4 protein-coding genes and 11 tRNA genes are annotated in these 7,360 nt (G+C 35.9%); 1 reads left to right on the top strand and 14 read right to left on the bottom strand.

The features are described 5' to 3' along the window. On the top strand, window positions 1-89 hold an 89-nt coding region (locus FOF46_RS32335; RefSeq protein ID WP_244299637.1), incomplete at its 5' end, for an ATP-binding protein. A 238-nt stretch (window positions 90-327) separates the two neighbouring features. On the opposite strand, the gene FOF46_RS16590 is transcribed toward FOF46_RS32335, so the two are convergent. From FOF46_RS16590 to FOF46_RS16535, 14 genes are all read right to left on the bottom strand, one after another. Further along, a complete protein-coding gene (locus tag FOF46_RS16590; RefSeq protein WP_143917228.1) occupies window positions 328-1,428 on the bottom strand; it encodes a slipin family protein in 1,101 nt (366 codons plus the stop codon). 692 nt (window positions 1,429-2,120) lie between these two features. Then, window positions 2,121-2,214 (bottom strand) — tRNA-Arg (locus FOF46_RS31610). Window positions 2,215-2,430: 216 nt separating this feature from the next. Next, the gene (locus tag FOF46_RS16585; RefSeq protein ID WP_143917227.1) at window positions 2,431-2,757 is read right to left on the bottom strand and encodes a DUF6331 family protein; all 327 of its coding nucleotides are present in this window, start codon (window positions 2,755-2,757) and stop codon (window positions 2,431-2,433) included. A 375-nt stretch (window positions 2,758-3,132) separates the two neighbouring features. After that, window positions 3,133-3,205: transfer RNA gene (locus FOF46_RS16580), tRNA-Arg, on the bottom strand. Window positions 3,206-3,289: 84 nt separating this feature from the next. After that, a tRNA-Gln gene (locus FOF46_RS16575) sits at window positions 3,290-3,360 on the bottom strand. A gap of 5 nt (window positions 3,361-3,365) precedes the next feature. Further along, a tRNA-Arg gene (locus FOF46_RS16570) sits at window positions 3,366-3,436 on the bottom strand. Between the two features lie 147 nt (window positions 3,437-3,583). Further along, window positions 3,584-3,657 (bottom strand) — tRNA-Leu (locus FOF46_RS16565). Between the two features lie 5 nt (window positions 3,658-3,662). Then, a tRNA-Ile gene (locus tag FOF46_RS16560) sits at window positions 3,663-3,735 on the bottom strand. Window positions 3,736-3,740: 5 nt separating this feature from the next. Further along, window positions 3,741-3,812: transfer RNA gene (locus FOF46_RS16555), tRNA-Glu, on the bottom strand. Window positions 3,813-4,047: 235 nt separating this feature from the next. Then, a tRNA-Asp gene (locus FOF46_RS16550) sits at window positions 4,048-4,120 on the bottom strand. Between the two features lie 6 nt (window positions 4,121-4,126). Then, a tRNA-Tyr gene (locus FOF46_RS16545) sits at window positions 4,127-4,209 on the bottom strand. Between the two features lie 100 nt (window positions 4,210-4,309). Then, a tRNA-Cys gene (locus FOF46_RS16540) sits at window positions 4,310-4,382 on the bottom strand. A gap of 255 nt (window positions 4,383-4,637) precedes the next feature. Next, window positions 4,638-4,724 (bottom strand) — tRNA-Ser (locus tag FOF46_RS31605). A gap of 1,141 nt (window positions 4,725-5,865) precedes the next feature. After that, window positions 5,866-7,254 carry an RtcB family protein gene (locus FOF46_RS16535; protein WP_143917226.1) on the bottom strand — a complete coding sequence of 463 codons (1,389 nt, stop codon included), beginning with the start codon at window positions 7,252-7,254 and terminating at the stop codon, window positions 5,866-5,868. Window positions 7,255-7,360: the final 106 nt, after the last annotated feature.

Below are 7,360 nucleotides of genomic sequence, written 5' to 3'. Positions count from 1 at the left end.
CAGATGCAATTTTAGATCGATTGGTACACTCTGCTCACAGAGTTGAGCTTAAAGGAGAGTCGATGAGAAGAAAAAGAAAAAAATCGTAATTTTAACACTGAAATAAACACGCTTTTGGGAACTGTTTTGCTATGCTCTATTTAAACAGGAATACCCGGGTCAATTTCATAGGAATCTCCATATAACCAATATAAATTGTTACCCATAAAAAGACAGAGAGCTGTTTTTATTTTTTAAAATCGGTTTTTTAGGCTTTAACCTGAGTAGAAGTATCGATGAATAAAAAATGCGCCAGCTTATTAAAAGACTGACGCATTTTCTTCACACCTACCTATTCACAGAGAATATATCTTTCAATTGTTTTACCATACCGCCATCTCCAGAAACACTAATTTCACCAATTTTGTCTGCAATTTTCTCTACATACTCCATTTCTTTAAGCTTATAAAGCATCTCATTCTCTTCCATAAGTTTTGCTGTATTCAACAAACTACGGGTTGAAGCGGTTTCTTCACGACGTGTAATAATATTGGCCTGAGCTCGTTTTTGAGCCACCAATACCTGATTCATGATATCCTTCATCTCTCCTGTCAAAATCACATCACGAATACCACAGTTCAGGATTTTTACCCCTAGTTTTGTAGCTTCGGTTTTAGTATCTTCAAATACTGCTTGTGCAATACTTTCTTTACGTTCCAAAAGCTCATCCAAAGTATATGTACCTACATAAGCACGTAACACCAATTGCATAGCGATATACAATTGTTTTTCATAGTCCTTATTATCCAACAAAGCCTTTTCAATATGGATAACCTTATATTGCGTATAGAAGTTGATACGAACTGCTGCTTTATCTTTGGTTAACAATTCCTGACCTGCAATCTCTAGTTGTAATTGACGTAAATCTGCTTTAGCTATCTTGATAGAGATATCATTTCTCCAGAAACGGTATGTACCACTTTCTAAAGTTTTGGTATATACGTCATCTACAATCAATACTGCTTTTTCATAAGCAGCTACTTCAAATGCTCTGATATATTTAGTCAATGCATAATGACTAAACAATGATTTATCAATCTTTTCGGTGATATAGATCTTACTTAAATCTGCCTTAGCAAATTCATAATCGATCAATCCCTTCCAGTAGACATAACGACCGGCAGATAAAGTATTTTTGAAATTACCATTCTCATACATGAGCACGATCTCATTATCTTTTACTTCGATTAGATATAGCATGGCCTCCAACTCCTCATCTTGTAGTAAGAGTTCCAGTGCCACTGGTGCTGCAAAAGGTTTGGTTAAATCATATTGTATTACCTTTTCATTAAATCCTAACCAGTGAATTCCTTTGGTTAGTACACGATGATAATCTCCTTTTTTGAAAACTAAACCTACTTTGCCCGCATTAATTCTTACTCTTTTCATTTTTTTACTTTTTAAAACCTGTCTTTCCGACAGGCAGGTTAAACATTCAATAAACGGCAATTCCTGTAACGGAGACCTTGCCTACTTTAATCAAGAACCACGGGTATAGTTCTTTCTCAATGTATATTTTCTAGGCATGCCCTCTTTTGCTTTAGCAATAAGAGGTCGGGCTATTTGCTATATCTTTTTTTACTTCTTACCCTTTTACAATATTTCGATAAGCTCAGTATAACTGCTCAGGGTACGTAATTAAAAAAAGGATGCCGCTTCTATCCCTCATGCGATTCTTTCTTAAAAAAACAGTGAAGGCAAATCGTCTTTCCTGTGCGGAAATATTATTTTATCATATTTTCCATAACCAGTTTTAAGCAAAGAGAAAAAAGAAAATATTATCTTAAAAAAGATCATATAGTTCTAAAATCTGAATCCAAAAAAGTAGCTATTTCGAATATTAACAATACCAATATTTCAAAGTACATTAGAGATTGTTAATATAGCAAGAGTGCTACAACAACTGATCTGCCATCACGGTTCTTGTCATATCTTGTCCCGATGAAGATCGGGATCTCAGCGTGACAGGCTGGTGATCAGTTTTTAAAAGATGATCAGCTTATCAAGAATGGATTTTTAGTCCATATCCTACATTATGAGTGTAGTGCTCTAACCAAACTGAGCTACAAAGCCTAAAAAAGTGGCCTTGACAGGAATCGAACCTGTGCATTTGAAAAAGACATTAAAGTGTCTACTTCGCTAGAACCGAAATCTAGTGCGTTTACCAATTTCGCCATATCCGTAAGGATAGTGGGATTCGAACCCACATGAAACAATCTATTGCTCTACCATTGAGCTACGGGGCGTTAATGGATTTTAAAAATAGTCGCCCCGAAGGGATTCGAACCCTCAACACATAGAATGGAGACTATTTTTGGTAACAGTCAAACCTTCAAATCAAGTTGTATATGAAGTGATGATACAAACAATGCAATACCTCATACAATGGTGTTATACAGAAACACTCAACAAGACTCGCTTGATATCTTCAAGAAGCTCAATAAATTTGTTTTTTAGAACACAATGATTTAAAATTGAACTACTTATTAATTTTGATGAACTTTTATTAATGAATTCTATTGATTCATTAATATCATTTAAGATGTTTTGATAATTATACTGTCTTATTATTCTTTCTATATTTTCTTTCGAAAAATCAAAAGCATCTATACCACAACACTCAGCAACACAAAACGTTTGCAGATGCTGCCAGAATTCTTTGTTATTTTCTAAAAACTCATCTATACCACTTATACTTTTTGATTTTCTTAAACTCATATTATTTTCTTTTATGAAAGCCCTGCTACTTTCCCCATATTGCAGCAGGGCGCTACTTCAAACCCTCAATTATACCCCATTAAACATGAGGGTTTGTTTTTAATTACACCACAAAGATGAAATTATACTACGCAGTCTTTTTGCGCAGATCAAAAATCATTTATAAAAAGTGCGATGTCTGTCATTTTTGCTTTTTATCCCCTTGGTTTCCTGAGGATATAAAGCTTTACTCATCGCATTGATGTAATTCGAAGCCCACTTTGATAACACTCTAGTAATCAAAAGCTTCATAGTGTTCATTTTTCTTTTGGTAATAGTAAAGTGAGTTTCCATAATAATTAAATGAATTGGTTATACATTGCTTTAAAAAATTAGTAAGAATAGCAAGACTCGAACTCGCATCTTTGGGTTCGTAACCCAATGTTCTATCCAATTGAACTATATTCCTTTTTAGATGTGCTCCAGGACTCAAACCTTGTTCCTCCCGTTCACATCGGGGTGCTTTACCTGATAAGCTAGAGACATCATTTTGATGACATGAAAGGATTCGAACCTTTACACCAAGAGTCAAAGTTTTGGATGCTGCCGTTACATCACAGGTCAATTTGTAAGCTCAATAGGATTCGAACCTATACTCCAAGGTTCGTAGCCTTGGGTGCTTCCGTTACACCATGAGCCCATAGTCGTACTCCACCTTGGATTCGAACCAAGACTGTACGGGGCTTAAACCCGATGCCTCTTCCAATTGGGCTAGTGGAATAATTGCCAGCGCATCGTCTGGCCCGTTTGCTAAAAATGTCTACTAGACATTTTATGCTCCGTCCTGTACAGGGAGAGAGACTCGAACTCTCAAAATCCTGATTCTAAGTCAGGTGCGTTTACCATTTTCGCCATCCCTGCATTAGTTGAGGCATTGGGGATCGAACCCAAGACTTCTGCGATATCAGCACAGTACTCTACCAACTGAGTTATACCTCATTTTGTACTCCATAAGGGAATCGAACCCTTGTCTTCCAGTAGAAAGTCGAATGCACTAAACCACTATGCTAATGAGCAATTTGTCTGGAGAACAGGACTCGAATACTGAAACAAGTTCAGTACAAGCTCTACAACCTCACGTGTCCAAGGCGGGTAAACTACCATTGTTATATCTCTAGTTTTGCAGTACCGACGGGATTCCCTTCGACTGGGCTCAGGATAAACTTCTCACCCCTGGTTCTGCTTTGCAGTACCGACGGGATTCCCTTCGACTGGGCTCAGGATAAACTTCTCACCCCAGGTTCTGCTTTGCAGTACCGACGGGATTCGAACCCGCGACCTTCCGAGAGACAGTCGGGTGCACTAGCCATTGTGCTACGGTACTAAATAGTGGAAGTAGTAGGACTCGAACCTACAAGCTCTGAAGAGACCAGATTTACAGTCTGGAGAGCCAACCAATTGCTCAATACTTCCATAGTTTTTGAGACAAGGATGAGATTGCTACGCTTTCTCATCAAGTCACAAAGTGGATTTTCACAGCATTCAAATAAGTTTGATGCTATTCCAATCATTGAGACAAGGATGAGATTCGAACTCATAAAAAACAGATTTGCAGTCTGCAGCCTTAACCATTCAGCCACCTTGTCGTTGCGATACTGGCAGGATTCGAATACCGGATCAAGTCCGGCACAGGCCCTACTATTTTATGAATAACAGCTCATCAGCGCTAACCATTAAGCTATAGTATCTTTATTGCGTAGAGTAAAGGATTACTCATCGGTTGCTACTTTATATTTTGGTATTCGTGAATGCGAAGCATTTCTAACCTTCATCACGTTCTAGACGTGAACTCGCTTAGCAGGCGAGCGTAACAAAGCCAGTATTTACTCTACGCTCTATAGCGGAAGGAGTGGGAATCGAACCCACACGAGTCGTTATCTCCTAACAGTTTTCAAGACTGCGGCCACCACCTATTGGCTTGTCCTTCCGTAAAATTGACGTATATTTTTTAAGTCCCAAATCAAGTTTGGGACAGCTACACGTCAATGTGTTTAGTTTTCAATATGTCAATGAACTAATCCCTAGTTCCTTTTTCAAAATTCAGTTGTTTAGAAACATTAGATTCTTTTAGAAATAAGTTTCCGATATTCATCGGAATGCATTCAACTATTTTCTTTTCCGATTTAAAAAAATTAATCTTCAAAAAAAGTTTCATCCAAAAAAAAGACGCCTTGTTCGGGCGTCTTCTTATATATTTTAGTATATGTATATGTTATATTCTTATACACATCCTTTCTATAAAATAGACACCTTTTATGTTCACATCAGAACAATATTCTCTTTGTTTGGTAAAGAGGCGGTTTATCGTATGTTGTGAATTACTCGGAATCATTTTTATATGTTTTATATTATTTTTTTACTTGTCATTCCAGCAAATGCTAAAATCTAAAATCTGTATAATAGATTCTGGTCTACACCAAAATGACAAATTCTATTATTTCTTGTTTTGATTGCGATGCAAAGATTAAACCTTTATTTTAAATCTGCAAACATTTTTTCATTTATTTGCTTGATAATCAGATCATTATGTTAAAAATTAGATATAAGAATCCCTGTCCGTTTTTCAACAGATTTTGGATAGTTGCAGTAACCGTCTGTCTCCCTGATGCTTACTTCCAAATACTAATCTTTATGTGCTAATTAACTTTTATTCATTATTCTTAAAAAAAATTCATAAAAAAAGCGTCCAATTTCTTGGACGCTTGCTATTCTATAGTAGTTTTCTAATTTATATCATTCCAAAAAATGATTAAAATAATCACATAGCGCCCTGTTTCGAATGGATAATTCATTAATCCATCGATAATCACACTGACTAAACAGTGATTTTGGTGTGGTATGTATTCTATTTTGTTTCATTTTGTTATACAAATATTTATAATTTATACTTTAACTTCCAAATTTATTTCCAAAATTGAAACCATTTTTTCCTTTTACTTATCTTTCCAGAAAAATCAGATTGATTTTGATTAGCGGTCTTAATACTATTTTCTGTAAGATTCAAATTCAATAATACTTGGTGATCGGTATTTAAATTATATATATCTAAATATAATTTTGTATAAGATTTTATTTCTTTCTCTTTCTTCTCTTCCAAGGAGCATTTTTTTGCCAGTCACCTGCCATGATACACCCATAAGGTAATACTTCATCGATAACTGCACCCAATCCATATTCATCCATCTGGTTTCTTACAGTTTCTGCATTTTTATAAGCACTTGGTAGTTCTGTAACATCAATCTCATTAGAAAAGAAACGAATATCCAAACCTTGTGTTTCTTCCTGAAACACTTCTTCATTAGTTCTACCTTCTTTACTTCTTCTATGTTGAGTTCTACTCACATTACGTCCTGCCCCATGTGGTGCAAAACCAAGATTTGTCTTGGTAGTTTCACCATTCACAATCAACACAGGCTCTGACATATTTAAAGGAATTAATCTTGGTCCTGTAATATCAGGCATAAACTTAACATCCAGAGGAGTAGCTCCTTTGGCATGATAAAACAATTCTTCATCTCTAAATACGAAGTTATGTTCATTCCAATAACGATCTTGAGCTTTAGCTTGTAAAGCTTTTAATGTGGCATTATGGATTACTTCATGGTTTGTTTTTGTCCATTTTCTAATAATTTGTAGTGCTTCCCAATATATTTGCCCTTCTTCAGTATTAAAAGGTATCCAGGCATTTTGTTTTAAGGTTTCTGGAGATAATTCTTTTCTAAACCGTTCTGCTATTTTCATCCCTTGTGTATACAAATTAGCTCCAGCACCTCTGGATCCATGATGTGTAATCATCATTGTATTTCCTGTCTTTCTTGATTTTCCAATAAACAAGAAATGATTTCCATCTCCTTGTGTACCTAAATGAGACCTTGCGGCCTGAATCATCTTTTCGTTATTTAGCATATAGTTTCCTTCAAAATCTTTTAATAATTCATCCGGAAATCTATACTGAGCGTTTCGATCTCTTCCTCCAGGTCCAAAATGAGTGTTTTGGTGGGCTGCATCTAATACCTTTTTAGGATCAGTTGTACCAAAATCTGTCAACATCACAGAGCAACAAATATCTGCACTATGCATCCCAGGGTGAATAGCATTCTTGGCAACTGCCACCCCTCCTACTGGAATCGTTCCATTAGGTCCTGTAGGACAAGCATCTGGCATTAATGCTCCATTAACCATGGTTGGAGTTTTCATTAGTGTATGCATCGATGCTACAACCGAGTTTACATTGGTTTCTTCTAACTCGTTTTCTGCTTTTATATTGACAGCAAATGGAGCTGGTTGAGCAAGTAAATCTACAATTGGCGGAGATTTAAACTGCTCCAAATAGCTATGCATTGCTTCTCTATCTAGTTGGTTTGTATTGATATAATCGATGGCTTCTGGAAACCATTTTCCTGATCTAAACCCTAATTTGATTAATGTTTTTCCTGTTATATTTACTTTGTTTTCCATAATTCTTTTATTTGTGAACTCCGCCGGCTCCTCGTTCGACGGAGCATTACTAAACCAATGTTTAATAGCTTGTTTAAAATTCTGACACAAATGTTTCACTTAAGTA

This window comes from Aquimarina algiphila (genome assembly GCF_007489275.1).
GTDB classification, from domain to species: Bacteria; Bacteroidota; Bacteroidia; order Flavobacteriales; family Flavobacteriaceae; genus Aquimarina; species Aquimarina algiphila.
This window is presented reverse-complemented; position numbering and strand designations above follow the sequence as displayed.